The sequence below is a fragment of the uncultured Holdemanella sp. genome (assembly GCF_934772795.1).
Lineage (GTDB): Bacteria > Bacillota_I > Bacilli_A > Erysipelotrichales > Erysipelotrichaceae > Holdemanella.
Map to the genome: position 1 here is coordinate 1 of NZ_CAKVMR010000033.1, position 23,805 is coordinate 23,805.

Sequence of the window (23,805 nt, forward strand, 5' to 3'; positions counted from 1 at the left end):
AGCTTTATTTAAAACTAATTTAGACTGTTTTCAATCATTTGAAATTATAGATGTTTATAAATCACGAGAAGTTGACGCTTCATTTGACTTTGTAGAATACTTTGCGACTTCTTTTAAATGATCCTGCGCATTTTCCATGGCAACACCATCTACAACTTCAAACATAGAAATATCATTATAGTTATCTCCAAAAGCCAACACACTGCTTGAGTCTATATCAAGATATTCCAATAACTTTTTTAATGTTTTCCCTTTTGTTGAATCTTTACTTGTTAAAGTATATACAATACCTTCTGACTGCATACAAACTGTTTTATCACAAACAGAATTCAATTGATCTTTTACATTCTCCATATTTGGATGAATCATCACAACTTTAAATATTGATTCACTAACAATATCTTCAATATTGGCATCATCAATAATTTCACATTTACCAATCAACCGTTTCTTAAAACCATCTAACCCCTCTTGATATCCAACTGAATAAATTGTTTCATTTGTGTAGGCCAAGAATGCCACTTCATTTTTGACTAATATATGTAGACAATCCGCCAATTCTTTTGAATCAATTGGGCATTCATAAATACATTTATTCCCTAAAAACATATTGGCCCCATTATTCGTTATATAAGGTAAAGTGATATCCAATTCTTTTATATAATCCTGAATAATATGTACATTTCGACCTGATACAAAAGTAAGTGGAACATTCTTTTCAATCAGAACACTTTTTATATTTCGATCTAAACTTTTGTCATCACGCAAGAGCGTGCCATCTAAATCAGCCACAATCAATTTAATATTTTTTAAAGACATTCCTTTACCTTTTCAACAATATGATCCGCATTCAAACCATATTTAGCCAGTAGTTCATTTGGAGTTCCACTCTCCCCAAAAGTATCCTGCATACCCATCATTTCCATACGCACTGGACTCTTTTTTGAAGTTACTTCACTCACAGCACTTCCAAGTCCTCCATATACATTATGCTCTTCACAAGTAATGATCAATTCATGGGATTTAGCAATTTTTTCAATCAACTCTTCATCAATTGGTTTGATACAAGGCATATCTACAACCGTAACCGAAATATCTTCTTTAGCTAAAATATCTGCAGCTTTTAATGCCTCTTGCACCATCATTCCTGTCGCAATCAATGCGATTTTCTGCCCTTCTCTTAAAACTTTTCCTTTTCCCAATTCAAACTTATAATTTTCATCATAGACATCTTCTACTGCACCACGACCAAGTCTTACATAACAAGATCCTGCAATATCAGCTACTGCCTTTACAATCGCCTTTGCCTGATATTGATCACATGGTACAAATACTTTCATATTTGGGATACTTCTCATAAGCGCAATATCTTCAATACATTGATGACTTGCACCATCTTCTCCAACTGTAATTCCTGCATGTGTTGCACATACTTTTACATTCAAGTTAGGATAACAAATACTATTGCGAATCTGTTCAAAAGCTCTTCCTGCCGCAAACATCGCAAAACTAGATGCGTATACCACCTTATGACTTGCGGCCATACCAGCAGCTACTGCCATCATATTTCCTTCGGCAATTCCCATATTGAAATGATGTTCCGGTCTTGCCTTTTTGGCATCGATTGTTTTTGTAGATTTTGTAAGATCCGCATCTAATACTAATACGTCATCTCTTTCTTTAACTAATTCTGCCAAAGCCTTTCCATAGGCATTACGCGTTGCTTCTTTTGCCATTATTCAAGACCTCCTAACTCTTTCATTGCCTGCTCATATTGTTCCTCATTTGGAGCTGCACCATGCCATGCATAGTTATTTTCCATAAACGATACACCCTTACCTTTGATTGTATGGGCAATGATCATTGTTGGTTTATCCTTAACTTGTTTAGCTTGTTCAAACGCATTTCTTAATTCATCAAAATCATGTCCATTTACGTCTAATACGTTCCATCCAAAAGATTCAAATTTACTTGCGAATGGTTATGGTGAAATTACTTCATCAATGTTTCCATCGATTTGTAAATGATTGTAGTCTAAAACAGCACATAAGTTATCCAATTTATAGTGAGTCGCTGCCATACAAGCTTCCCATACTTGACCTTCTTCACATTCACCATCACCTAATAAACAATAAATTCGATGCGCATTCTTATCCACATGCTTATTGACAATAGCCATACCAACAGCACAAGAAATACCTTGTCCTAAAGATCCTGTAGACATATCTACGCCAGCTACTTCATTCATATTTGGATGTCCTTGTAGATTTGAATTAATCTTTCTAAATGTAGTTAAATCATCATCCAACAAACCCTTTTCTTTTAATGTTGCATACAATAATGGACTCGCATGCCCTTTACTTAACACAAAACGATCACGATCAATTGAATCTACATTGCCCTTATTGATATCCATCTGTTCAAAATAGATTTCTGTTAAAATATCGGCACCACTCAAAGATCCTCCTGGATGTCCTGAGTTAGCACTATGTACTTCTGTTAATATATTTTTACGAATACGATTCGCATGAAGTTCTAATTCTTTTATTTCCATCTTACTCAAATCCCTTATCTAACTTATCTCTTAAGAATACACCTGCATTCTTTACAACATCTTCCCAATCTTCATTATTCACATACCAGAATTCTCCGACAAACATACGCACGCCAAGTCGTTTCAATGTCTTGATATTCTTTACAAATTCCGTATGACCTGTCCCAAATGGAATCTCACGATATTTGCCTGGTACTGTTTCTTTTAAATGACTCGCAAAAATGTGTCCCTTTCCACACATTAAATCTTCATCCACATCTACACCATACAGTAATGATGCATTTTTTAAGTTTCCAATATCTGGATATACCCCTAGATATGGACTGCTTACTAGATTGACATAGCGCATTGCCTTTTCTACTGTATCCATAAATGGTGTTTCCATTGTTTCAAAACCTAACACGATTCCTTTTTCGGCTGCCATCTCTACACATTTCTTTAGATTTGTTTCAAAATCATGATTTGTATATAAATCTCCATCTTCATAATAGACGTCATATCCAGCTAACTGAATAATACGAACACCTAAATCTGCCGCAAAATCAATGGCTTTCTTCATGATTTCCAATGACTTCTTTTGAATTTCTTTATCATGAGAGTCAAGTGGATATTTACGATGTCCACTTAAACACATGGAAGAAATTGGAACACCCGTTTTTTGAATGGCTTCCTTGATTTCATCTGTTGACTGATCCAATCTTGCAAGTTTTGCATCACTCTCATCAATACTGATTTCCAAATAATCAAAACCATATTTCTTGGCAATCGTTAATTTTTCTACCCAAGCAAGTGTACTTGGCATACTCTTTTCATATATACCGAGTCTATATTCTCTATTTAGCTTGCCCATAATAAGCTCCCGGTCCATGTTTACGATTAAAGTGTTTATCTAATAGAACCTGTTGCATTGAATCAATTTCATTATTGTTTAATAAAGATGCGATCGCATTCATCTTTGCACATTCCTCTAAAACAACCGCGTTATGAACCGCATTGAATCCATCAGTTCCCCATGTGAAAGGTCCATGTGAATGTACCAATACACCAGGAACTCTGTCTGGATCAATATTGCGTGTCTTAAATTCTTCTACGATAACTTTTCCTGTTTCCAATTCATAATCTCCATGAATTTCTTCTTCCGTCATAAAACGAGTACATGGAACGGCTCCATGGAAATAGTCAGCCTGTGTTGTTCCTAATGGAATGATATCTTTTCCTGCCTGTGCAAAGCTTGTTGCCCAAGTAGAGTGCGTATGCACAACTCCTCCAATATTTGGAAAATTACGATAGAATTCCAAATGCGTATCTAAATCTGAGCTTGGACGTAGATTTCCTTCTACAATATTTCCATCTAAATCCACTAGTACAATATCATCACGAGTCATTACATCATATTCAACACCACTTGGTTTAATAGCTACGATGCCTTTTTCACGGTCGATTTCAGATACATTTCCCCATGTGAATGTGATCAAACCATATTTTGGCAATAATAAATTGGCATCTAGTACACGTTGTTTCAATTCTTCTAACATATCTTAGTCCTCCGTAACAAAGTAGATTGCTGCTTGGGCTGCAGTATGATTAGCACCCACAATAATGTCTCTATTATCTTCATGTACAACACATAGATTGGCTGGTCCTACACCTTTGTCGACCATTGTGACTTTATATTCTCCATCTTCATATGTGACTACAAATAATTCGCAGTCTTTTCTTCTAACACCACATACAAATGCATTTTGACCTGCAAGTTTAGCTCCAACTAAGGCATGCGCAAAATCAATTTCATTATCGTATTGCCATACTTTCTTATATTCACTTCCATCTTTCTTATAGATTTGAATTGTATTTCCATGGAATTCTTCAATGGTCATGATTTCATCCTGACCATCTCCATCAATATCGATTGTGGCAATCTCACCAATATGTCCAGATAGAATTGGTTCTACTTTCCATTGTCCACCACGTTTTTCTGGTGCACTTACACGTAAGATTCCTTGATCACTACCAAAGTATCCAACATCTTTACCATCTTCTTTTGTTTGCCAGAAACCATGGTTACGATATAGTCCATCACACAATACTTCTAGTTCAACTCCAGTACTTGGATCTTCTGGTAATTCAGCTACATAGATTCTTCCCGGAACACTCCAGTCATTCTTTTCTTTTTTAGAAGTAGCTACTGTAGCTAGGATCAAATAGTTGATGCCATTCTGGTTAAAGATTCCAAAACGATGAACATAAGGTACGGATACTACATCTTTGAATTGCCATGTTCCATTGTCATATTTTCCCCATACAATCTTTGCCAAAGATGGAGTCACCTTTAAATAGAATTCTTGAACACAAAGGAACTCTTTTTCTTTTCCAGGAATTGGAACGATCGACATACATCCACCTGGATGTGTCCATACATTTTCTTTTGTCTCATAGTCTTTTCCATAGTACATATTACATGCGACATCCGGATCTTCACTGGCCAATAAAATATGATTTTGTCCATCGAAATAAATGTTACTTGCACAATAGCAACGGTACATATCATCTAGTTTTTTCTTAACAATTTTCATGATTTTCTCCTTTTTTTAGGTAATTTTGGGTATAAGAAAAGCTGCATAAACGCAGCTTTCATTTTTTATTATTCACTAAGTGCTGCTTTTAAGCCTTCTTCGATTTCTTTTGCAGACATTACATTCTTTAGTCCAACAACTTTAGTTCCACGTTTCTTTGAATCTTCAAACATAGGAACAAAGTTTTTTGAACACAATACGATATCATAATTTCCAGCAGCTGACTTTCCTTCACTCACTGCACAGTGATGAATTTCCTGTACATCAAGTCCCATCTTTTTAGCTACTTTTTCAACATTTAATTTAATCATCATACTTGTTCCGGCACCATTGCCACAACATACTAATAATTTTAATTTTGCCATTGTAATTTCTCCTTTTATTCAGCACTTGCTGCTTGTACTTTTTCTAAATATGCATCATAATCCTCTGTAATTAAGAAATATGTATCTGGGTGTTTACGATATTGCAATTGTGGAATTGCCACCAAAATCAATACTACGATTCCTACACCTACATATCCTGCATATTTCATGATTACTGTAAAGATTGGCCATACTGTTGCCCAGTCAAACATTCCTAGATATCCTCCATATTGGCTTAATCCTACCCAGCCAGCAATTAAAGCAGATCCGAATACTTGAATTAAACCAGAGATAAATGGAAGAAGCATAGCTGCTTTGATACCACCACGATTATCTGCATATACTGCAATTACGGCGTTATCGAAGAATACTGGAACGAATCCTGCGATAACCAATGTTGGTGAATGCATCAACAATAAAGCACCAATAGCTAAGAATTGTCCTAAAGCACCCATTAAGAATCCTACTGTTACAGCGTTTGAACTACCAAATCCAAATACAGCGGCACAATCAATACCAGGAACAGCTCCAGGCAAGAATGAATTAGAAATACCTTGGAATGAATTTGTAAGTTCTGTAACGAAGGTACGAACACCTAATTGTAAGATAGCTAGATATACCGCAAAGTTAAATGCTGTTGTCATTGCATAGAAGAAGAAGTTTTGTGTTTCTGCGATAAATCCAGCTTCAACTAAATAATCCTTTCCTAATACCATTAAAATAGCACCGAAGAATAAGAACATCAAGATAGATGTTGCGACCATATTTTCATTAAAGATAGATAAGAATCCAGGGAATTTTAAATCATCCAAACGTTTTGAATTTTCACCCTTCATCTTTTTAGCAATACTACCAAATAATGCGATACCAAACATTTGTTGGTGGGCAATCGCAAAGCCTCCACCTTCAGTTAATTCCTGTGTGATTTCTACTGTTAAGTTGGAACCAACAGCCCAATATAATCCTAAAATCAATCCCATAACAATTAGAATTGGTGTACTTCCTAATTTAGGGAAGCAGAATAGAAGCAACCAGAATGCTGTTGATGCCTGTTGCATCTGTACGTGACCTGTTGTGAATACAGCACGCATCTTTGTCCATTTTTTTAATCGAACTAAAACTAAGTTCATAATAAATGCAATCAACAATAAGATCATAACTTGAGAGAACGTTCTTCCAAATTGTTCCTGTAAACCTTCTGTAACGGCATTTTGTCCAAAATATGGATCAATTACCATCGCATGTAAATTGAAACGATCTTTTAATCCAACTAAGATAGGTCTAAAGTTTCCTACTAAGCCAGAAGAACCTACACTTAAGATCATGTATCCGACTGTAGCTTTTATAAATCCTGCAAATGCATCATAAATTGGTTTTTTCAATAAGATGTAACCAATAAATACGATCAAACCGATAAAATAAGCGGGCTGCGTCAAAATGTTTGTCGCAAAAAAGTCCCATACTGTCATTATTATATTCATTTTACTCTCCTCATATATTATTCATATTGATTAGCAATTTTTTCTAAATCCTCTTTTGTCTTTGCACCCATTAACGCTTCAACAATATCCTCATTCATCAAAGTATCCATTAATGATTGTATATTTTGAATATGCTGATCATGGTCAATTGCTGCTAAAGAGAAGAACAATTTTGCCTTTTTATCTGGATCTTCTGGATCAAAATCAACTTCTTCTTCCACCTTCATAAATGAAATAGCTGTTCCATTACATCCTACTGCTCCTTCTGTTGAGTGTGGCATCGCAATACCTGGAACAATTACGATGTATGGTCCATATTTATTCACACATTCAATAACAGCCTCTACATATTCATTTTCTACTGTATTATCCTTTAACAAAGGTGCATAGCTTTGTCGAATGGCATCTTGCCATGAATCAACTTTCTCAACAAAACAATAATGTCCTTTTTCAACAATTTCTTTCAACATATTCATTAACCTCTTCTTATAAAACTGAACGATATGGAACGTTTGGTTCCTCTTCAAAGCAATCCTCAAATCCTCTACGATAGTGATATTGACGTTTTGCCTTGTCTGTTGGATATACATATTTTCCCCCTACATCCCAAATGAATGGATGGAATTTGTAATCTAATACATCTTTCTTATAATTATATAACAATTCGATTTCTTTTGGGTCCGCTTTAAAGTTAGTCCAAACATCATAGTGAATAGGAATAACTACATCTGTTCTTAAAGCTTCGGCCATACGCAAGATATCAACACTTGTCATTTTGTCTTGCATTCCAACTGGATTTTCTCCATATGATCCAAACGCAACATCGATATCATAATCTTTTCCGTGTTTTGCATAATAGATTGAATAGTGAGAATCACCTGAATGATAAATATTTCCTCCTGGTGTTTTTACCAAGTAGTTTACAGCTTTATCATCCATATCTGTTGGACACTTTCCACGAAGATCTTCACGATCTGCTCCTTGTGAATCCGTTGTAGTAATACAAGTACGATCAAATGAATCTAAGGCAACAATTTCAATATCCTTAATTTTAATTGTATCTCCAGGTTTTACTGTGATGCAACGATCAGCAGGAACACCCCATTTTTGCCACAATTCAACGGATTTTTTTGGACCAATGAATGGTACTGGAATTTCATTTCCATTTTCATCAACTGTAGTCATTCCTGACTTTAATACATGACTTGCATATTCCGCTGACATGTGATCTTGATGATAATGTGTAGCTAATACTGCATCTACTTGTTTAATTGCGAATGGATCAATCACAAATGGCACAGCTCTTAAATTTGGTTGCATATTTCTACATCCACACATATTAGCCATTTGATGGCCCACTTTCATTTTTCCATCCCCATGAGTACGTTTACCATTACCTGCCCATAAGTCAATTGTAATGTTTGCACCTCCAGGTGTTTTAAACCAAATACCAGTACATCCTAGCCACCACATTGCGACAGTGCCAGGCTTAACTTCTTCATTTTCAATTTCTTCATTCAACCAAGTGCCCCATTCTGGGAAGGTTGACATGATCCAAGAATCTCTTGTAATTTCATCTACTTTTGACATTTTGCTTTCCTCTTTCTGTTTTTCACCATGGTTTTTTGACACTCAAATCATAGATCATTAAAAGCATAAAAACAATCGTATTTTATGTTCGTTTTATCGTTTTTACGATTTTTTAATCGTTTACATGTTTTTTATGTTCATTTAAACGAATTTTTAGATTGACTTTTACGTTCTTTTTAAATACAATGAACTTAAAGAAAGAAGGTAAACTATGAAATCATTAGAAAAAATGTCTTTTTCCCAAAATGCACAACAAATCATATCTTACGCATTCTATATTCTATTTGCAGGTTACAGTATTTATAAGATCTTTCAAGCTAAATTTATGTCTACTAAAATACTATTTATTATTCTATTAATTATTATCTTAGGCGTTGCACTATATTCCGAATACTTAAAACATTTATATAAGAAAGCCATCAAAACGATTGCGTTTGATTTAGATCCAGAAAAAGCTAACGATAAATTTAATACATTACTAAAAAAAGACGTATTTCACGCCTATAATAATGATAAGAAAATATTTGATACTTTATATTATATAGATCAAATGGAATATAAGAAGTGCTTGGAACATATTGAAGAAAACACAAAATTCTTCCATAGCACAGTCGATCAATTGTTGATCTATCATTATACAAAGTTCTATTGCTCATTTATGTTGAATGATTTAGAATGTGCAAAACAAGAATATAATAAATTAGAAAGAATGCGTAATACAAAAGTTAAAGGTGCAAAGGTTTCTCCATTATTTAACTGGGAATTTATGGATGCCATATATTTAGTATCAAGAAAAGATTATAAACAAAGTCTAAATGTATTTAAATCCGTAAATACAGAGAATATGAACCCAAGAGAAAAAGCACAATATTATTATCAATTTGCGATGTTATGTAATAAGATAAAAGAAAAGAGTCTCAGTGAGAATTATAAAAATAAAATAATAACATTAAAAGGGTTAAGCAACACATGTAAAAAGGGAGAGATTTTATGAAAATGACAAAAGAAGTCGTAGATACACGACGAAAAAAAATTATGCAAGAAATACAAGTCAAGGGTACTGTAAACGTGGATGATCTTGCTTCAGAGTTAAATGTAACACCATTAACAATTCGTAGAGATTTACAATATTGGGAAGATATGGGAGCTGTTGAACGTTTTTATGGTGGGGCAAAACTTGTTCAAAATTTTGTTGAAAATGACGTAGATCCAAATGAAGCTTATAAACATGCGATTGCCAAATATGCAGCTACATTTGTAGAAGATGGAGATACAATTTTCATCAATACAAGTTCAACTGCATTACTAGTTATCAAATATATCGTAGGAAAAAGGGTCACAATCATCACAAACAACGGAAAAGCTATTTTTTGTGATCATGACCCCAATGTACAAATTGTTATGACTGGTGGCGAGCTTCGCTTTCCAAAAGAAAGTATGACCGGTGATTTTGCCTTAAATAATCTTCAAAGAGTCAAAGCTAATAAAGCTTTCTTAGGATGTAACGGTTTTGATAGCGAAGTAGGCATGAGCACTGCCATTTTATCTGAAGTAACTATCAATGAAGCTATGATTTCTAGATGCAGTGGAGAAGCATTCATTCTTGCGGATGCGACAAAAATTAATTATGTACATCAATTCGTAGTCGCAAAGCCAGATTCATTCGCATATCTTATCACAGATACTCGAGTGCCTGCCGAACAGATTGAAGAATTTGAACAAAATAGTATTCTCGTTAAACAATTAAATCCACTACTTAGCTACAAGAAATGAGAAATCATTTCTTTTTTTTAATCCAACAACTCTAACTGATACTCCATCAAACACTCATTGGTTTCATATACACTCTTATGATTCTCAATACAATATATCAATAATGCATCTCTCTTTACCTTTGGATACAGCATTCCGTTGTTCGATAAAGACAATAAGTTATTTGTCACACGCAAATCTAAACCGAATCCTAAACTTAACTGAATCACCTTATCTTTATTGGGAACCTTTGAACCATCAAAGATTTGATATCCATAATTCCTTTGAATCGTTGTCTTCGATAATACTTGTGCCTTAGACATATGCTTAGCATCAAGGATATGATTTAAATATTCTGAAAAAGTTAAATCCTCTAGACTTTCCATTAAAGTGTTTAATCCATCACTCTTTGTTTCTTGAATTGTTTTTAATAATTGATTTGTTTCTGCCATAATACTTATAATATACACAAGAAAGAGCAATTTATGAAGACTTTACAAATAATTAAACAAGATCAAGATAAAATCATTTCATTAGTAGAACACGAAACAACACACACTAAATATATCCAAAAAGAATTAAATTATTATGATAAGACTCTTTATCAAATACTTCAAAAAATAAAGAGTCCTTATTTACCTAAGATTTTTGTGATTCAAGAAAATGACAACCATTTAACTTTGATTGAAGAATATATTAATGGAAAAACATTGGATCAACAAATTCTTTCAAAAGAAGATGTAAGAAATATTATGCATCAATTATGTGAATGTTTAGATACATTACATAAGTTAAATCCACCTATTATCCATCGTGACATCAAACCAGAAAATATTATTTATCACGATAACAAGGTGACACTCCTTGATTTTGGGATTGCTCGTTTTCTAGATTCCAAGAAAAGTAAAGATACACTTATTTTAGGCAGTGTTGGCTATGCAGCACCTGAACAATTTGGCTTTCAACAATCCAATCCACAAACAGATATATATGCCTTGGGTAAATTAATGAACTACTTATTGAATGGTTCTTTAGAACATCAAAATAATATTCCATTTGATTTAAAACAAGTTATTCTAAAGGCAACACAATTGGATTATAAGAATCGCTATAATTCGGTCAAAGAAATGGACTTAGCCATCCAAGGAAAAGCAGTTATTATCCCACCATTTAATCATGAAACACTTAAATCAAAGCTAGTCTCTCTAGCATGGATTCTATTTATATTTATACTTGTAGTCGATATGGAACCAGGAGACACCATTAAAAATAGCTTTATTAATAAGCTAAGTTGTTTTGTGTTTATATATTTTGGATTATTCCTTTACTACAATAAAAATCTATTTCATAAATATTTACCAAAAATACCATGGCCAATCCTTTATTCCATTATTTTCTTTCTATTTTTATGTTTAGACGTATGGTTTTTTATGTGGATGGATTCCCTAATTTAAATGTATGCTCGTTGCATACCAAAATCCTTTATATATTTCTTATACTAAAGAAAAAGGAATAAGGAGTATATATGAAAAAGGGTTTAAAAGTATTTTTAACAGCTGCCATTGTCATATCAGCTGTCGCATGCTCAACTTCAAATGATGTAGTAAAAGAAGGGGCAAAAGAAAAGGTCGTAGAAACAAAAGAAGAACCAAGTGTGCCTAAAGAATATCGCAACGCATTGCGTAGCGCAGAAACGTATAGTGATATGATGCACATGTCCAAACAAGGTATCTTTGATCAATTAACTTCAGAGTATGGAGATCAATTCGATGCAGAAGCCGCACAATATGCGATTGATAATCTAGATGCAAACTATAATGAGAATGCACTAAAATGTGGTGAAAACTATAAGAAAACAATGTACATGTCCAAACAAGGAATTTATGATCAATTGACTTCGGAATATGGAGAAAAGTTGACACCAGAAGAAGCGCAATATGCGATTGATAATATTAAGGGAGACTATTTAGAAACAGCCTTAAAATCCGCCAAGAACTATCAAGAAAATATGAGTATGTCAAAAGATGCCATCTATGATCAGTTAGTAAGTGATTATGGCGAAAAATTTACGGCTGAAGAAGCACAATATGCCATTGATAATTTAGATAACTAATCTTATACTAAAGACATGAAACTAGCTATATTATTTCCTGGAATTGGATACCACACAGATAAACCATTACTATATTATTCAAAGAAGATACTAAAGAATATGGATTATGAAATTAAAGAAATACAGTTTTCAAATCTAGACTTTGATTTAAACAAATCTAAAGATGAAGCGTATAAACAAGCCAAAGATCAAATTGAAAAAATGGATTTAGGCACATATGATTCCATTCTATTCATATCTAAAAGTATTGGAACCTATTGTGCAGCTAAACTTGCCCATGAATATAAGTTAACTGCCAATATCTATTTCACACCATTAGATTTTACTTTGGAATATCTCCAACAAAAAGATTTAGTGTATTCTGGAACCAAAGATCAGTGGGCTAATTTTGACAAGATCGAACAATATTGTATTTATCATCTTATCGAATTTCATAGTATTGTTGATGGGAATCATTCCTTAGAAACAGGAAATATTCAAACAGACATTGAGAATCTGAAACAAATCATGTATCGCGTAGAAACATTTATCCACAGCTTATAAGGCTGTGGATATTTTTAATTGATCTTTTAAACGCTCATAATAATTCATTTGAAATTGAATACGATCTAGCCATAATGCTTGTGCCGTCTTTGTTGTACACTCATAAGAAGCATATTCATTCAATGTTTGTAGCATTGAATCCACATATTGTATTTGCACTTCTAGAGGTTGTTTACTAAACTGCACAGCTTCTAACGTTTCATATAAGCGATAGGCACCTACACGATCAATATTATCCGCTTCCTGCACACTTAAAGTAAACGCATTGTATTCCCCTTCAAAATCGGCTTTTAAATCTACATGAATCGCAATCGCAAAACACATATCCTGAATTCTCTCTTTTGGATAATCAATCGATTCCAAAAATTCACGAACCATTTTACTCGATACCCTTCCATGATTTTGCCACTCCTCTTGTGTTTTAAAAGATGTACAATAGCTTACATCATGCAAAAGACACGCAATCATTAAATCCTCTACATTCAACCCTTCTTTTTTGGCAATTTCCTTTCCAATATTTGCGACACGATACGAATGGGCCAAACGATACGTATCCTTGATCTTCAATTTCAAATATTCTTGAGCTTTAACTAAGTACTCCATATATTCATTATACTATTTCTTTCAGAAATTTTCTGAAAAAGAGATCTGTTCATGGTATGATATACGAAAGGAGTTTTTTATTATGAAGCTAAATGTCAATTTACTAAATCATTCATATCCAATATATATTGAAAGAAACGCAATTCAAAAAGTACATGAATATATTCCAGTCACAAGAAAGATTGCGATCATCACAGATACAGGTGTCCCAGAAAAATGGGTTCAAATTGTCAAAGAACAATGCCCAGATTCATTTGTATGTACGATACCACAAGGAGAACCATCCAAATGTTTTAATCAATATAAACATCTTTTAGAAGAAATGATTCAACACAACATGTCTAGAAAAGATGCGATAATCGCAGTAGGTGGAGGCGTTGTCGGAGATCTTGCAGGCTTTGTCGCTGCTAGCTATATGCGCGGCATTGATTTCTACAACATTCCTACAACTGTATTAAGTCAGGTTGATTCAAGTGTAGGAGGAAAAGTTGCCATTGATATGGGTTCCTATAAAAATATTGTGGGGGCTTTCTGGCAACCAAAAACCGTTATTATTGATCCAAACGTATTATCGACGCTTTCCCTTCGCCAACAACACAATGGGCTATGTGAAGCACTTAAAATGGGACTGATTTTAGATGATCATTTAGTCTCTTTATTTGAACAAGACACATTAGATATCGATGCGATTATTACGCGTTCCATTGAATTAAAGCGTGACGTTGTTCAACAAGATGAAAGAGAAAGTAATCTTAGAAAGATTCTAAACTTTGGACATACCATTGGACACGCCATTGAATCTGCATATGGATTAAATACATATCTTCATGGAGAATGTGTAGCGATGGGTATGTTGTTCTTTATAGAAGATGAAACATTAAAACAACGTGTATTAAACATCTATAAAAAACTAGATTTGCCTCAAGTACCAGACTATGATACTGCCACATTATTAGAATATGTAACACACGATAAGAAAAGCAGTCATAATACAGTCTCTACAATTCTAGTGAAACAATCTGGTTCTTATATCATCAAAGAACTTTCTTTTGAAGACATACAAAACGTATTAGAAAGAGGACCTTATGAAAAATAACTTTGGTACAAATATATCTTGGACATTATTTGGTGAAAGCCACGGTCCTGCCATTGGCATCACATTAGATGGTCTTCCTGCAGGCTTTCAAGTGGATATGGAACAAATCAAAGCTGACATGGACAAGCGTAAGGCAACAGGTAAGATTTCAACCCAAAGGCACGAAGCTGATGAAGTGCATATTATTTCAGGAATGTATAACAGGTATACAACAGGTACAGCACTTACAATTATCATTGAAAATCAAAATACAAAATCAAAAGACTATTCTGCCTTCCATGGAAGATTACGTCCCGGACATGCTGATTTTACAGCCTTTGAAAAATACAATGGCTACCAAGACTATCGTGGAGGCGGACATTTTTCTGGAAGACTTACCGCATGCATCGTAGCTGCCGGAAGTATTTGTAGACAAATTCTAAAATCACAGGGAATTGTGGTCGGATCACACATCGAAAGCTTATATACCTTATCGGATATTCCTTTTAGTCAAGACTATGATCTTTTAGAAAAACAAATTGCCAAAGTCAATGATAAAACATTTGCGGTTTTAGATGATCAAATCAAAGATCAAATGATTCAAAAAATTGAAAAAGCGGCTGTTGAAGGTGATTCATTAGGTGGTATTTTAGAAACTGCCATTATAGGACTTCCTGCAGGACTTGGAGAACCATTCTTTGATTCTGTGGAAAGTATTTTGTCCCACTTGATTTTCTCTGTACCAGCCGTAAAAGGAGTATCTTTTGGTGAAGGATTTGGCTTTGCGAAAATGAAAGGATCTCAAGCCAATGATGCCTTCCGTTTTAATAATAAGATTGAAACAAAGACGAATCATAATGCCGGAATTAATGGTGGCATCACAAATGGAATGCCAATAGTCATTCATACTTGCATAAAGCCAACACCATCAATTTTTAAAACACAAGAATCTGTGGATTATCTTTCAAAAGAAAATGTGGATCTTCAAATCCAAGGAAGACACGATCCATGCATCTTGCACCGTGCTAGAATCGTTGTCGATAGTGTAGTCGCATTTGGATTATTAGATCTATATATGTCTAGGCTTGCCATTAAGCCACTTCAGGGGGATTTTGAATGAAAGTAAAAGTAACACCAAGTAAAGTAAGTGGAAATGTAAAAATACCTGCATCCAAATCGATGGCACATAGAGCATTGATCTGTGCCTCATTAAGTGATGGTACAAGTATTGTTTCCAATGTCACAAACTCAAAGGATATTGAGGCAACCGTTGGCTGCATGAAAGCTTTGGGAGCTAAAATCAAACAATTGGATGAAACTACATATGAAGTAACTGGTACAAATCTTTTCAAACAAGAAGGAAACATTACGTGTAATGCCAATGAATCCGGTTCTACTTTGCGTTTCTTGATTCCACTAGCTGCATGCACCAATGCCAAAGTCAAATTCTTAGGTCAAGGAAGATTACTTCAAAGACCTATGGATGTATATGCGAATGAATTTAAGGAACAAAACATTGAATTTAATCAATCGGATCAAGAAATCATTGTGAGTGGAAATCTAAAAGCGGAAGACTATGTAGTACAAGGAGATATATCAAGTCAGTTTATTACAGGTTTCATGTTTGTACTTCCATTATTAAATCAAGATAGTACACTTACAATTACTGAACCTTATGAATCGAAGAGCTATGTAAATCTTACGATTCAAATGTTAGCAAAATTTGGCATTGAAATCATTGAAACAAGTTCAAACTCTTATTTAATCAAAGGAAACCAGCACTATAAAGCTCAGAACGTTTCGGTAGAAGGAGACTTTTCTCAGCTTGCCTTCTTTGCGGTATTAGGCACCTTAAATAATACCCTCTCATGTTCTAACATGGATATGTCAAGTAAACAAGGAGATAAAGCCATTCTAGATTGTATTCCTAGTTTTACAAGTGAAAAAGATACTATCACATTCACAAACAAAAAGCCAATTCCACAAACAATCGACTTATCCAACTGTCCAGATCTAGGTCCTATTTTATGTGTTTTGGCTAGTTATACGAATGGTGAAACAAATATTGTGAATGCGGCTCGTTTACGCATGAAGGAAAGTGATCGTATTGAGGCAATGGAAACCGAGCTTAAAAAATGGGGTGTAGACATTACTTCTACATTTGATTCAATTCAAATTCATGGTAAAGAACTGTATGAATCAGATAATACAATCGAAATTTTTGGACACAATGATCACCGTATCGTTATGGCCATGACTGTATTTGGATTATGTGCAGATTCCGAATGTATTATTGATGATGCTCAAGCCATCACAAAGAGTTACCCTACTTTCTTTGAAGATATTCAAAGTCTAGGCGGAAAGGTCGAAATTCTATGACAAACATTGCGATTATTGGACTTGGATTAATGGGAGCAAGTTTTGCGAAGAAACTAACACACTTAAACTACAACGTTTATGGTATTGATGTTTCCGAGCAAACCATTGATAAAGCTAAAGAATTAAAAATCATCGTAGATGGTAGCACAAATCCTTTAGATGTCATTTCAAAGTGTGATACATTTATCTTCTGTTTATATCCAACGAAAATTCTTCCTTGGATTGAAGTCTATCAAAATGATATTCCTAAACATTCATTATTGATGGATATCAGTGGTGTGAAGACAAATATTGTCAAACCCATTCAAGATGTATTACGAGAAGATCTTGAATTATTAAGCATTCACCCTATGTGTGGTAGAGAATCTCGTGGTATTGAATTTAGTGATGAAACCATTTTTAAAGGATCTAACTTTATTCTTGTTCCAACTCAAAAGAATAAAAGCGAAACTATTGAATCTGTAAAAGATTTAGCAACTCAAATGGAATTTGGTAGAATCTGTACATTATCTATTGAAGAGCATGATAAAATGATTGGCTTTTTATCTCAATTGACCCATGTCATTGCGGTATCCTTAATGAATACACATGATAATGCACATCTTGTAGAATATACAGGCGATAGCTTTCGGGATTTAACGCGTATCGCAAAAATCAATGAAGATCTATGGACTGAATTATTTATCATGAATAAAGAAATTTTATTAGATGAAATCAATCAGTTTATTGATTCAATTTCTCACTTTAGAGATTCTTTAGAACAAGAAGATACGCAGGAAATGAAGCGCTTATTCATTCAATCTACAAAGCGTAGAGACAAATTTAATAAAACCGATGCGAAGAAGAAATAAAAATCTTCTTTTTTTACACTTTTTTTGGCATAATAAGGGTTGGAGGTTTTAAAAATGAAAACGAATACATTAAAAAGCTTTTTGACCATCACACTCGCCATGTTTATCATCAGTGTCGCTATATATTTCTTCTTGATTCCAAGCCAAGTCATCACCGGAAGTGTTACCGGTTTAGCTATGGTTTTAGCTAAAATCACAAGCCTATCCATTTCTACACTTACCTTTGTGATCAACGCCTTATTGTTGATTTTAGGTATTGTTCTAATTGGTAAGGAATTTGGGGCAAAAACAATTTATGCCTCTTTATTATTGCCTTTATTTCTAGCTATGTTTGAAAGAATCTATCCGAACAATATTTCTTTAACACAAAATGCTGTTTTTGACATGGCTACCTATACATTGATTTTAGCTTTTGGACAGACTATTCTATTCCGTGTAAACGCATCAAGTGGTGGAACGGATATCATTGCGAAAATTGTAAATAAATATACACATATGGATCTTGGTAAAGCATGTACATTAGTTGGCTTATTGATTTGTACAACAAGTCTAATCGTGTATGATATTGGTGCCTTAGTGGTTGGTGCTTTGGCAACACTAGCCAATGGTCAGGCTGTAGATTATTTTATTGATGGTTTTAATAAGAAAAAGAAAATTTGTATCTTATCCAAAGAATATGAAGTCATTCAAGATTATATTATGAACACACTAAAACGTGGTGTTACTTTATATTCGGCAAAAGGTGGTTATGATAAGACTGAGCATACAGAGCTTGTCACAATCATGGCTACAAATGAATATAAAAAATTACTATATTATCTTCAAGAAAGTGATATTGAAGCATTCGTTACTGTATCTACAGTCAATGAAGTCATTGGTACTTGGAATAATAAGAAAAGCGTCGAAAAGCTTAGGTAATAATAAAAATAGCACAATTCATCTTCACAGTTTAATTTACACACTCCGTTAGCTATTAAGATAATCCTTTTTGTGTTCGAAATGGATTATGATATTATGTTTTTTCCAGACCTATTTTTTAATATAGAAAAAGACTGTAGCGAATCACATCGCTACAGTTTTCTTTATTTATATTGAACTTTTATTAAAGGTTTGTCTAATTGATTGCCTTTTTCTAATTTTAAAATGCGCTCATTATTAACAACTATCATCATCGTAATAGTATTATAGCCTTTTTCTTCAATCATTTTTTTATCAAAACATACAATAGGCTGCCCTTTATTCACTCTATCATTTATATTCACTTTCTTAACGAATCCTTCGCCTTTTAGTTCAACTGTATCCAATCCAACATGAATCAATATTTCAATATCCTCATCTGATTTAATTCCAATTGCATGAAGGCTGTCTTGAATCATAACAACTTGTCCATCAATAGGTGAAATAATTTCTCCATTACTAGGGTTGATTGCGATTCCATCACCTAGTAATTTGTCAGCAAAAACTGAATCTGGAACATTTTCAATAGGCACAATGTCTCCTTGCGCGCATTTATAAATTTCTAATTCTTTAATTTTCTTTCTAAAAAACATTATTGACTCACTTTCTCAACATATTCTTCAAAATCACTTTTAATAACTGTTACCTGTGGACCATAAATGATTTGAATTCCTTTACCCTTTTTAATCAACCCTTTTGATCCTGATTCTTTCAACAATTCTTCATTCACTAAATTTTCATCTACAACAGTTAAGCGAAGTCGAGTTGCACAAGCATCAATATCCACTAAATTGTCAACTCCACCTACACCTTTTAGAATTAACTCTGATTTCGTATTATTTTTATTTTTCAAATCCTCTTTAGTATACAACTTAATATTTGTTGCATTTTCTTCACGTCCTGGTGTCATAATGTTAAATTTCTTAATCATAAATGAGAAGATTAAATAGTATCCAATTGCATAGATCACAAATAAAACTAACATCATTGGCCAATTTGTTTTTGTTGGTCCTTGAAGCAATCCATAAAGTGTAAAATCAATCAATCCACATGAGAAAGTTGTTCCAATACAGATATTCAATAAATGACATAGCAAGAATGATAAACCCGCTAAACCACAGTGTAAAACAAATAGTCCTGGAGCAATAAATAAGAATGTAAATTCAATAGGTTCTGTAATACCTGTTAAGAATGCAGTTAAACCAGCAGAGAACAATAATCCTGCTACTACTTTCTTATTTTCAGGTCTAGCACATTTATACATAGCATATGCGGCTGCTGGTAATCCTGCCATCATAAACGAATATTTACCAGTCATAAAACGACATGCATCTACACTAAAGCGTACCGTATTGGATGATGCCAATTCTGCAAAGAAGATATTTTGTGCACCAGCAACTACGACTCCATCAATAGTGGCTGTTCCACCAAGTGCTGTCTGCCAAAATGGAATGTAGAATACATGGTGAAGACCAAATGGAATCAATGCACGTTCAAGGAATCCAAAAATAAATGTTCCTGCATATCCAGAAGCTGTTACTAAATTACCTAATGTAAAGATTCCACTTTGAACAAATGGCCATACAAAGAAGCAAAGAATTCCTACAAAAATATACACGATAGTACTGATAATTTGTACGAAACGAACCCCTGAAAAGAATGATAATGCCATAGGCAATTCTTGTTTGTAGAATTTATTGTGTAGTGCTGCAACTCCTAATCCTACAATAATTCCTCCAAACACACCCATTTCTAAAGATGTAATTCCTAGTACACTAGATAATTGTCCTTGTAATACAAAATCTGCCTGACTTCCATCTGGAAGAATATAACCACAAATTTTTAACATAGCATTAATCGATGTGTGCATTACAATAAACGCAATTCCAGATGATAAAACTGCAACTGCTTTTTCTTTTCTTGCCATACCTAATGCAACTGCTAACGCAAAAATCAATGGTAAATTTCCAAAAATTGCTGTACCTACCTGAGACATAATTGTCAATAAACCATTTAATACAGTTCCTGACCCTAATAATCCTGTTAAATTATATGTCTCAATCGTTGTTTGATTTGTAAACGAAGAACCTAACCCTAATAAAAGCCCTGCGATTGGTAAAACAGATACTGGTAAAAAGAAAGACTTTCCTACCTGCTGGATCGTAGCAAAAAACTTTCCAGACTCTTTAAACTTATTCATATTTCATTTTCCTCCTAATAAAATTGATACATTGTTGTTGAAATAAAATTTTTATTTGAATCGAAGATTGGTTTTTCAAAACCTTTTGTGTTAATAGCATTTGGAAAATAATCTGGTTCCATACAAAATGCATCATACTTTTTATAAACAGCTCCATTTTTACCTATCGTATTTTTTAATGAATTTGATGTATAAAACTGCATTCCTGGCATATCCGAGTACACATCCATATGTATTCCACTTTTCATATTTCTAGCTTGAGCAATTAATCGAAATCCCGTATGAGGATGATCTAGTACATAGTTATGGTCATACCCTTTTTCAATTTGTAACTGAGGATAATGCGAGATCAATCTATCCCCAATAAATGAATATTTTGTTAAATCCATTGGTGTATTTTTTACTTGTTTAATTTCACCAGTTGGAATTATATCTTCATCAACAGGTGTAAATGATTTCGCATGAATACAAAACTCTGTAAAAAATATATTTCCTCCCAAATTAAAATATGTATGATTCGTAACATTTAAAATCGTTCTTTTATTTGGTGTCGCAAAATATGACAATATCAATCCATTTGTTTCTGTCAAAGTATATGTCATCTTTATATAGACTTCACCTGGAAAGCCTTGCTCCATATCACAACTTAAATAAGATAAACATACAGAATTTTCACCAGTGATTTCATAATCCCAAATCACTTTATGAAACCCATGTTCTTTATCACTATGGATATTATGATTTCCTCTATTCTTATCCAATAAATATGTTTTTCCATCCAGTTCAAATTTTGCATTCGATATACGATTCACATTGCGTCCTACCGTTGCTCCAAACATTGGATGATTATCAAGATATTCTTCTAATGAGTCATATCCCAATACAACATCCTGAAAAACACCCTTTTTATCTTTAACAAACAAGGATAATAGAATAGCACCAAAATTAGTAATTACTGCTTTCATTCCTTGCTTATTTGTGATTTCAAATTTATAAACTTCTTTGCCCGATGGATGAATTCCAAATACTTCTTGTTTAACGCTCATGAGCAATAATCTCGTTCACTACTGAATCTTTGATTGTGACATTTTCTTTTTCTAATTTTTCAATTGTAGACTTAAACTGTGGTAAATAATTCTTATGTGCAATCAACAATTCATCTAAAACATGCTTTGCATTTTCTCCCGATGGAATCAATTCATTTAATGTAAATGCTTCAAGTGCCAAACCATAATTACCAGTTACTGCAGCTTCGATTGTACATTCTTCCATTGCTTTCATGCATTGAAGCCATCCTCTTTGTGCACTTGGCAATTTTCCCCAAGCAACAGGCATTGCCCCTTTTGCGCCAATATAACAACTTACTTCAACTATTGAATCTTCAGGCAATTCTGGAATTGCTCCTCTATTTTTTGTGCTGACAACCATATGAGTCTGCTTATTGTTATAAATCGCATTAATACATTCACACGCTGCATCACTGTAATAAGCTCCACCACGTTTTGCTAATTCTTCTGGTTTATGATCTAAATTAGGATTTTTATATAATTCAAACAATCTATTTTCTGTTTCTTTTACTTGTTGACCACGAGTCCCAATTGTTTCATATTCCATCAAACTATGCTCTAACATTTCTTGTTGACGATAATAATATCTATGATATCCACAAGGAATCATATTCATTTCTCTGATTTGTTCTCCAAAGAAAGGAACGTTATTTATGTTTGCTGGAAGACCAACATCTTTTCCATCCAACATAGCATCAATTACTTTACTTGTTAATTCATTTCCATCTTTATCATATACTTTGTGCCAATGAAAGTGATTTAAACCTACAAATTGATAAATCAAATCATTTGGATCTACATTTAATGCAATAGGCTCTTTCATCATAGCAATCGTTGGAACATTACATAAACCAATACAACGATCCCACTTTCCGTATTTAATAACTGCTTCAGTTACCATTCCACTTGGATTTGTAAAATTAATTAGCCATGCATTTGGACATAATTCCTTCATATCCTCTACAATATCAAGAATTACAGGAATTGTTCTAAACGCTTTAAAAATTCCACCAGCTCCATTTGTTTCTTGTCCTAACATTCCATAAGACAAAGGAATTCTCTCATCTTTAATTCTAGCTTCCAATAGACCCACTCTAAATTGTGTTGTAACAAAATCCGCATCTTTTAATGCTTCTCTACGATCAAAGGATACATGTACCTTTACATCATAACCTGCTGCATCCCACATACGTTGTGACATTTCGGCATCAATATTCACTTTTTCTTTTCCTTGTTCAATATCAACAAGCCAAATTTCCTTAATTGGAAGTTCATTGTAACGTTTAATGAAGCCTTCCATCAATTCAGGTGTATAACTGCTTCCGCCACCAATCGTAACAATTTTCAATCCTTTTTCCATAATGTTTTCTCCTTTTCTATTGATAGCTTTAATTTACATTTCACCCAATTGTTATTCAATATGCCCAAGAATCGAAGATAGTTTTTTCTGAGCAAAATAAAAAAGATTCAAAAAAATCTGAAACTTTGGGTAACCAATTTTAATTAGGGTCATTATTTTTGGGGTCTATTTTAGGGTCAATTTTAGGGACGACTTTTGGGGTCTCTAAATTGGCTCTTTTTCTTTCCTTTTTTTGCCATAAACAGCTGTCTCTTTACCTGTTTTTCTCTATCTGTTTATTAGTAATTATTTAGAGGCGTTTATAACCTGCTCTAAAAAATTTTTAAAGTTTTTAGAGTATCT

25 protein-coding genes and 1 pseudogene are annotated in these 23,805 nt (G+C 33.6%); 10 read left to right on the forward strand and 16 right to left on the reverse strand.

Annotation, left to right across the window (positions count from 1 at the left end; genetic code table 11):
* Positions 1–54: 54 nt before the first annotated feature.
* The 10 genes and pseudogenes from Q0F04_RS07145 to ulaG all read right to left on the reverse strand — a co-directional run bounded on the left by Q0F04_RS07145 (position 55) and on the right by ulaG (position 8,563).
* Positions 55–819, reverse strand: coding sequence for an HAD family hydrolase (locus tag Q0F04_RS07145; protein ID WP_295751759.1), 765 nt, complete (start codon positions 817–819; stop codon positions 55–57).
* Positions 810–1,736 carry a transketolase family protein gene (locus tag Q0F04_RS07150; RefSeq protein WP_295751761.1) on the reverse strand — a complete coding sequence of 309 codons (927 nt, stop codon included), beginning with the start codon at positions 1,734–1,736 and terminating at the stop codon, positions 810–812. Before Q0F04_RS07150 ends, Q0F04_RS07145 begins: the two co-directional genes overlap by 10 nt.
* Positions 1,736–2,554 (reverse strand): annotated as a pseudogene (locus Q0F04_RS07155) (transketolase). The gene Q0F04_RS07150 and the pseudogene Q0F04_RS07155 overlap by 1 nt, the downstream one beginning before the upstream one ends.
* A 1-nt stretch (position 2,555) precedes the next feature.
* Positions 2,556–3,404, reverse strand: coding sequence for an L-ribulose-5-phosphate 3-epimerase (locus Q0F04_RS07160; protein ID WP_295751764.1), 849 nt, complete (start codon positions 3,402–3,404; stop codon positions 2,556–2,558).
* Positions 3,388–4,089: an L-ribulose-5-phosphate 4-epimerase gene (locus Q0F04_RS07165; RefSeq protein ID WP_295751767.1), complete on the reverse strand. Its 702-nt coding sequence runs from the start codon at positions 4,087–4,089 to the stop codon at positions 3,388–3,390. Before Q0F04_RS07165 ends, Q0F04_RS07160 begins: the two co-directional genes overlap by 17 nt.
* 3 nt (positions 4,090–4,092) lie before the next feature.
* Positions 4,093–5,127, reverse strand: coding sequence for a hypothetical protein (locus Q0F04_RS07170; RefSeq protein ID WP_186999128.1), 1,035 nt, complete (start codon positions 5,125–5,127; stop codon positions 4,093–4,095).
* Positions 5,128–5,195: 68 nt separating this feature from the next.
* Positions 5,196–5,492 (reverse strand): PTS sugar transporter subunit IIB, encoded by a 297-nt coding sequence (locus tag Q0F04_RS07175; protein WP_117571377.1) that lies wholly within the window; start codon positions 5,490–5,492, stop codon positions 5,196–5,198.
* Between the two features lie 14 nt (positions 5,493–5,506).
* Positions 5,507–6,973 carry a PTS ascorbate transporter subunit IIC gene (locus Q0F04_RS07180; RefSeq protein ID WP_295751771.1) on the reverse strand — a complete coding sequence of 489 codons (1,467 nt, stop codon included), beginning with the start codon at positions 6,971–6,973 and terminating at the stop codon, positions 5,507–5,509.
* Positions 6,974–6,990: 17 nt separating this feature from the next.
* Positions 6,991–7,443 carry a PTS sugar transporter subunit IIA gene (locus Q0F04_RS07185; RefSeq protein WP_295751774.1) on the reverse strand — a complete coding sequence of 151 codons (453 nt, stop codon included), beginning with the start codon at positions 7,441–7,443 and terminating at the stop codon, positions 6,991–6,993.
* A gap of 16 nt (positions 7,444–7,459) precedes the next feature.
* A complete protein-coding gene (gene ulaG, locus Q0F04_RS07190; protein WP_117571379.1) occupies positions 7,460–8,563 on the reverse strand; it encodes an L-ascorbate 6-phosphate lactonase in 1,104 nt (367 codons plus the stop codon).
* Between the two features lie 211 nt (positions 8,564–8,774).
* Here ulaG and Q0F04_RS07195 point away from each other — a divergent pair, with 211 nt between their 5' ends.
* Positions 8,775–9,557, forward strand: coding sequence for a hypothetical protein (locus Q0F04_RS07195; protein WP_295751777.1), 783 nt, complete (start codon positions 8,775–8,777; stop codon positions 9,555–9,557).
* Entirely contained in the window at positions 9,554–10,336 is a 783-nt protein-coding gene (locus Q0F04_RS07200) for a DeoR/GlpR family DNA-binding transcription regulator (RefSeq protein ID WP_295751779.1), read from the forward strand. Before Q0F04_RS07195 ends, Q0F04_RS07200 begins: the two co-directional genes overlap by 4 nt.
* A 17-nt stretch (positions 10,337–10,353) precedes the next feature.
* On the opposite strand, the gene Q0F04_RS07205 is transcribed toward Q0F04_RS07200, so the two are convergent.
* The gene (locus Q0F04_RS07205; protein ID WP_295751780.1) at positions 10,354–10,767 is read right to left on the reverse strand and encodes a hypothetical protein; all 414 of its coding nucleotides are present in this window, start codon (positions 10,765–10,767) and stop codon (positions 10,354–10,356) included.
* Between the two features lie 33 nt (positions 10,768–10,800).
* Between Q0F04_RS07205 and Q0F04_RS07210 the strand changes: the two genes are divergently transcribed.
* The 3 genes from Q0F04_RS07210 to Q0F04_RS07220 all read left to right on the forward strand — a co-directional run bounded on the left by Q0F04_RS07210 (position 10,801) and on the right by Q0F04_RS07220 (position 12,971).
* Complete coding sequence (locus tag Q0F04_RS07210) at positions 10,801–11,769, forward strand: serine/threonine-protein kinase (protein ID WP_295751783.1); 969 nt, start codon at positions 10,801–10,803, stop codon at positions 11,767–11,769.
* Between the two features lie 71 nt (positions 11,770–11,840).
* On the forward strand, positions 11,841–12,428 hold the full coding sequence (locus Q0F04_RS07215) for an Ltp family lipoprotein (RefSeq protein ID WP_295751786.1): 588 nt from the start codon (positions 11,841–11,843) through the stop codon (positions 12,426–12,428).
* Positions 12,429–12,443: 15 nt separating this feature from the next.
* Complete coding sequence (locus Q0F04_RS07220; protein WP_295751789.1) at positions 12,444–12,971, forward strand: hypothetical protein; 528 nt, start codon at positions 12,444–12,446, stop codon at positions 12,969–12,971.
* Here the strand turns inward: Q0F04_RS07220 and Q0F04_RS07225 are convergent.
* Positions 12,966–13,574 carry an HD domain-containing protein gene (locus tag Q0F04_RS07225; RefSeq protein WP_295751791.1) on the reverse strand — a complete coding sequence of 203 codons (609 nt, stop codon included), beginning with the start codon at positions 13,572–13,574 and terminating at the stop codon, positions 12,966–12,968. The two genes, Q0F04_RS07220 and Q0F04_RS07225, sit on opposite strands and share 6 nt — an antisense overlap.
* Positions 13,575–13,656: 82 nt before the next feature.
* Here Q0F04_RS07225 and aroB point away from each other — a divergent pair, with 82 nt between their 5' ends.
* From aroB to Q0F04_RS07250, 5 genes are read left to right on the forward strand one after another with little or no spacing between them, the layout of a single operon-like run.
* Complete coding sequence (gene aroB / locus Q0F04_RS07230) at positions 13,657–14,670, forward strand: 3-dehydroquinate synthase (protein ID WP_295751793.1); 1,014 nt, start codon at positions 13,657–13,659, stop codon at positions 14,668–14,670.
* On the forward strand, positions 14,660–15,769 hold the full coding sequence (gene aroC / locus Q0F04_RS07235) for a chorismate synthase (RefSeq protein ID WP_295751796.1): 1,110 nt from the start codon (positions 14,660–14,662) through the stop codon (positions 15,767–15,769). The genes aroB and aroC overlap by 11 nt, the downstream gene beginning before the upstream one ends.
* Positions 15,766–17,028 (forward strand): 3-phosphoshikimate 1-carboxyvinyltransferase, encoded by a 1,263-nt coding sequence (aroA, locus tag Q0F04_RS07240; protein WP_295751798.1) that lies wholly within the window; start codon positions 15,766–15,768, stop codon positions 17,026–17,028. The genes aroC and aroA overlap by 4 nt, the downstream gene beginning before the upstream one ends.
* Entirely contained in the window at positions 17,025–17,879 is an 855-nt protein-coding gene (locus tag Q0F04_RS07245; protein ID WP_295751801.1) for a prephenate dehydrogenase, read from the forward strand. Before aroA ends, Q0F04_RS07245 begins: the two co-directional genes overlap by 4 nt.
* A gap of 54 nt (positions 17,880–17,933) precedes the next feature.
* The gene (locus tag Q0F04_RS07250) at positions 17,934–18,797 is read left to right on the forward strand and encodes a YitT family protein (RefSeq protein WP_295751804.1); all 864 of its coding nucleotides are present in this window, start codon (positions 17,934–17,936) and stop codon (positions 18,795–18,797) included.
* 164 nt (positions 18,798–18,961) lie between these two features.
* Here the strand turns inward: Q0F04_RS07250 and Q0F04_RS07255 are convergent, their stop codons facing one another.
* From Q0F04_RS07255 to Q0F04_RS07270, 4 genes are read right to left on the reverse strand one after another with little or no spacing between them, the layout of a single operon-like run.
* The gene (locus Q0F04_RS07255) at positions 18,962–19,429 is read right to left on the reverse strand and encodes a PTS glucose transporter subunit IIA (RefSeq protein WP_295751807.1); all 468 of its coding nucleotides are present in this window, start codon (positions 19,427–19,429) and stop codon (positions 18,962–18,964) included.
* Entirely contained in the window at positions 19,429–21,036 is a 1,608-nt protein-coding gene (locus tag Q0F04_RS07260) for a PTS transporter subunit EIIC (RefSeq protein ID WP_295751810.1), read from the reverse strand. The genes Q0F04_RS07255 and Q0F04_RS07260 overlap by 1 nt, the downstream gene beginning before the upstream one ends.
* Positions 21,037–21,050: 14 nt before the next feature.
* Positions 21,051–22,082, reverse strand: coding sequence for an aldose epimerase family protein (locus Q0F04_RS07265; RefSeq protein WP_295751812.1), 1,032 nt, complete (start codon positions 22,080–22,082; stop codon positions 21,051–21,053).
* Positions 22,072–23,466 carry a 6-phospho-beta-glucosidase gene (locus Q0F04_RS07270; protein WP_295751813.1) on the reverse strand — a complete coding sequence of 465 codons (1,395 nt, stop codon included), beginning with the start codon at positions 23,464–23,466 and terminating at the stop codon, positions 22,072–22,074. The genes Q0F04_RS07265 and Q0F04_RS07270 overlap by 11 nt, the downstream gene beginning before the upstream one ends.
* Positions 23,467–23,805: the final 339 nt, after the last annotated feature.

Coding starts and splice junctions, on each gene's coding strand:
- Q0F04_RS07185 (WP_295751774.1), bottom strand. CDS start 7,443: ATGTTGAAAGAAATTGTTGAAAAAGGACATTATTGTTTTGTTGAGAAA.
- Q0F04_RS07150 (WP_295751761.1), bottom strand. CDS start 1,736: ATGGCAAAAGAAGCAACGCGTAATGCCTATGGAAAGGCTTTGGCAGAA.
- Q0F04_RS07200 (WP_295751779.1), top strand. CDS start 9,554: ATGAAAATGACAAAAGAAGTCGTAGATACACGACGAAAAAAAATTATG.
- Q0F04_RS07205 (WP_295751780.1), bottom strand. CDS start 10,767: ATGGCAGAAACAAATCAATTATTAAAAACAATTCAAGAAACAAAGAGT.
- Q0F04_RS07220 (WP_295751789.1), top strand. CDS start 12,444: ATGAAACTAGCTATATTATTTCCTGGAATTGGATACCACACAGATAAA.
- Q0F04_RS07225 (WP_295751791.1), bottom strand. CDS start 13,574: ATGGAGTACTTAGTTAAAGCTCAAGAATATTTGAAATTGAAGATCAAG.
- Q0F04_RS07170 (WP_186999128.1), bottom strand. CDS start 5,127: ATGAAAATTGTTAAGAAAAAACTAGATGATATGTACCGTTGCTATTGT.
- Q0F04_RS07215 (WP_295751786.1), top strand. CDS start 11,841: ATGAAAAAGGGTTTAAAAGTATTTTTAACAGCTGCCATTGTCATATCA.
- Q0F04_RS07250 (WP_295751804.1), top strand. CDS start 17,934: ATGAAAACGAATACATTAAAAAGCTTTTTGACCATCACACTCGCCATG.
- Q0F04_RS07265 (WP_295751812.1), bottom strand. CDS start 22,082: ATGAGCGTTAAACAAGAAGTATTTGGAATTCATCCATCGGGCAAAGAA.
- ulaG (WP_117571379.1), bottom strand. CDS start 8,563: ATGTCAAAAGTAGATGAAATTACAAGAGATTCTTGGATCATGTCAACC.
- Q0F04_RS07145 (WP_295751759.1), bottom strand. CDS start 819: ATGTCTTTAAAAAATATTAAATTGATTGTGGCTGATTTAGATGGCACG.
- Q0F04_RS07245 (WP_295751801.1), top strand. CDS start 17,025: ATGACAAACATTGCGATTATTGGACTTGGATTAATGGGAGCAAGTTTT.
- Q0F04_RS07210 (WP_295751783.1), top strand. CDS start 10,801: ATGAAGACTTTACAAATAATTAAACAAGATCAAGATAAAATCATTTCA.
- Q0F04_RS07180 (WP_295751771.1), bottom strand. CDS start 6,973: ATGAATATAATAATGACAGTATGGGACTTTTTTGCGACAAACATTTTG.
- Q0F04_RS07260 (WP_295751810.1), bottom strand. CDS start 21,036: ATGAATAAGTTTAAAGAGTCTGGAAAGTTTTTTGCTACGATCCAGCAG.
- aroC (WP_295751796.1), top strand. CDS start 14,660: ATGAAAAATAACTTTGGTACAAATATATCTTGGACATTATTTGGTGAA.
- Q0F04_RS07165 (WP_295751767.1), bottom strand. CDS start 4,089: ATGTTAGAAGAATTGAAACAACGTGTACTAGATGCCAATTTATTATTG.
- aroB (WP_295751793.1), top strand. CDS start 13,657: ATGAAGCTAAATGTCAATTTACTAAATCATTCATATCCAATATATATT.
- Q0F04_RS07255 (WP_295751807.1), bottom strand. CDS start 19,429: ATGTTTTTTAGAAAGAAAATTAAAGAATTAGAAATTTATAAATGCGCG.
- Q0F04_RS07195 (WP_295751777.1), top strand. CDS start 8,775: ATGAAATCATTAGAAAAAATGTCTTTTTCCCAAAATGCACAACAAATC.
- aroA (WP_295751798.1), top strand. CDS start 15,766: ATGAAAGTAAAAGTAACACCAAGTAAAGTAAGTGGAAATGTAAAAATA.
- Q0F04_RS07175 (WP_117571377.1), bottom strand. CDS start 5,492: ATGGCAAAATTAAAATTATTAGTATGTTGTGGCAATGGTGCCGGAACA.
- Q0F04_RS07160 (WP_295751764.1), bottom strand. CDS start 3,404: ATGGGCAAGCTAAATAGAGAATATAGACTCGGTATATATGAAAAGAGT.